This is a genomic window from bacterium, from assembly GCA_035371905.1.
In the GTDB taxonomy this organism is placed as follows: Bacteria; Ratteibacteria; UBA8468; order B48-G9; family JAFGKM01; genus JAMWDI01.
On record DAORXQ010000159.1, the window covers coordinates 1 to 2,472 of the forward strand.

Below are 2,472 nucleotides of genomic sequence, written 5' to 3' on the forward strand. Positions count from 1 at the left end.
TACCTCTTGGGGATTTTAAAGGGGTTTAAACCCCTTTAAGAAAATAGAGTAGTTGACAGGAAAAACGAAATATAACAAAATAGAAAAGTAGATGTGGTTCAGTAAATATTTACATAAAAAGTATAACGACTTTATTGATATAGGATGAAAAATAAAAAACTTATAATTTATTCCTTTTTATTTTTTGCATTTGTAATTAGAATTTTGTATTTATTCTTTCTGAAAGATACAGTTTTTTTTGACCCATATATAATGGATAAACATGACCAGAAGACATTTATTTTGTGGGCAGAAGAAATTTTAAAACATCCCTTTTATGTTGACGGAAAAGTTTTTTATATGGCTCCATTTTATCCATATTTACTTTCATTTTTATATTTGATCACAGGAGGAAATTTATTTGGAATATATATATTTCAAATTTTAATTGATGTTTTTTTGTGTTATTTGATATATCTTCTTGGTAAAATACTTGTTGATGAAAAGACAGGTATAGTTGCCTGTTTTTTTTGTGCTTTTTATAAAACATTTGTCGTTTATTCTGCTTCTATTTTAAGTGATAGTATAATAACTTTTCTCTATATTGCTTTTATTACCAGTATATATATATCATTAAACAAAAAAAATCTGAAATGGTGGTTATTAACAGGAATTTTGCTTGGATTTTCTGCACTTGCAAAACCAACTATTGGAATTTTTTTGCCGTTTTTACTTATTGGATTAATTATATATCCAGAAAAAAAAATTATCTCCTTAAAAATTTCACCTCCAAAGCAAAAAATATTAACATTTTTTATATTACTGTTTATAAGTGGACTTGTAATTCTACCTATAACAATTAGAAACTGGTATGTTGGAAAAGTTTTTGTTCCGATATGTTCTAATGGCCCTGAAAACTGGAGGATTGGAAATAGTTCTGATTCAATAGGCCTCTTTTATTATCCGAAAGGACATCTCCTTTCAGTTTTTTCTATTGATTTCTGGAAATTATTTTTAAGAAAATTAAACTTGTTTTTTGTCAGTTATGAATGGCCTCAGAATATGAATGTATATTTAATGGATAAACTGATACCATCTTTAAAGTTTGCCTTTATAAGATTTGGATTTATAGTTCCATCCGGTCTTTCTGGTTTAATTCTGTTCTTTAAAAAATTTAAAAAAAATTTTCTCTATATAACTTTTACAATTTCAAATGTTTTATGGGTTGTTTTATTTTTTATTACAGATAGATATAGATTACCTGCTGTTTGCTGTTTTTCAATATCTGCATCATATTTAATTTTATGGGTTTTAAACGAAATTTTCATAAATAAAAAACTTCTAAAACCTTTTATTTTATTACTTTTTGTTTTAATTTTTGCATATATGTTTAATTATGCTCCTTCAGAACTTTTGCCAGAAGAAAGTAAAAAAATTTTTGGATATTTAAGCGCAAAAAGTATTGAAAAAGATTTGGAAGAAAAAAAACTTAATAATGCCTTTAAAAAGGCAGGGGATTATTTAAGAATTTTACCAGATGACCCCAAAAGTAATTTTTTAATGGCTATTGTTTATTATGAAATGGGTTATATTGATATAGCAGTAAAGTATCTAAACAGAACACTTAAAATTGATCCAAATTTTAAACTTGCTGAAAAATTTTTAACTGATATAATTAATAAAAAATGAAAAAAGTCCCTTTTTCAATACAAAATGCGATTTTTTCTTCTTTCTTAATTATAGAAGATTTAATTGATGAAATTGAAAACTTGTTAGACAATGATAGAATTTTTTTAAAGATTGAGAAAGATTTCGGTAGACACAGAATAGTTTTGGGAAAAATAAAACAGATAAAAGAAATTTTGAAAGAATTGAAAAAAGATTTGAATTTAAAAGAGGAAATAATTACAGATAAAGCAATTATAGGTTCAAGATGTGCAAAAATATGGGAGGTTTTAAATGACATGAAAGGAGAAAAACTTAAAAAATATGGGGATATTCCTGACTGGGTTAAATCTGTTTTGAATTTTAAAGTTGAAAAAATTTTGAAGTTGATAAATGAAATGGTAAAATGACAAAAAAGGAGGTCAAAATGGCAGATATAAAAGATGAGATAAGAAAGCATGATAATGTTAGATATTTTTTATTGGAGAGTTTAAAAGGACTTCTTGAATTGATAAATCAAACAAGGTCTGATAATTTTGTTGGTGGTGGCAAAAAGGGTGAAGGAGAACTTTTATCAGGTATTGATTTAAGAGAATGGAATGAGGAGTGGCTTGAGACAGCGAGAGAAATTATAAGAAATATATGGAAAACAGGAAAGTTTTTATCACAAGATATTGCAAAGGTAGCAGAAGAAGTTTTATCAAAAAAGGGAGAGTAATTGGCAAACAGGAAAGAACATTTAAAAGTAGTTAAAGAATTTTTAGGATGGGAACCAAATATTGATGTTCATTTATTACTTGATGGTGGAAATTTACCAAAAAAGTTAAA

General features: G+C 26.0%; 3 protein-coding genes. All 3 read left to right on the forward strand.

The window, feature by feature from the left end; genetic code table 11:
- The first annotated feature begins 144 nt into the window (after nt 1-144).
- From PKV21_09990 to PKV21_10000, 3 genes are read left to right on the forward strand one after another with little or no spacing between them, the layout of a single operon-like run.
- Nucleotides 145-1,668, forward strand: a complete 1,524-nt coding sequence (locus PKV21_09990; protein HOM27816.1) for a glycosyltransferase family 39 protein — start codon at nt 145-147, stop codon at nt 1,666-1,668.
- On the forward strand, nt 1,665-2,054 hold the full coding sequence (locus tag PKV21_09995; protein HOM27817.1) for a hypothetical protein: 390 nt from the start codon (nt 1,665-1,667) through the stop codon (nt 2,052-2,054). Before PKV21_09990 ends, PKV21_09995 begins: the two co-directional genes overlap by 4 nt.
- A gap of 17 nt (nt 2,055-2,071) precedes the next feature.
- Nucleotides 2,072-2,362 carry a hypothetical protein gene (locus PKV21_10000; protein HOM27818.1) on the forward strand — a complete coding sequence of 97 codons (291 nt, stop codon included), beginning with the start codon at nt 2,072-2,074 and terminating at the stop codon, nt 2,360-2,362.
- The last annotated feature ends 110 nt before the right edge of the window (nt 2,363-2,472 follow it).

What these genes read in the sequence shown, in the direction of transcription:
- PKV21_09990 (HOM27816.1), top strand. Translation starts at nt 145, where the DNA reads ATGAAAAATAAAAAACTTATAATTTATTCCTTTTTATTTTTTGCATTT.
- PKV21_09995 (HOM27817.1), top strand. Translation starts at nt 1,665, where the DNA reads ATGAAAAAAGTCCCTTTTTCAATACAAAATGCGATTTTTTCTTCTTTC.
- PKV21_10000 (HOM27818.1), top strand. Translation starts at nt 2,072, where the DNA reads ATGGCAGATATAAAAGATGAGATAAGAAAGCATGATAATGTTAGATAT.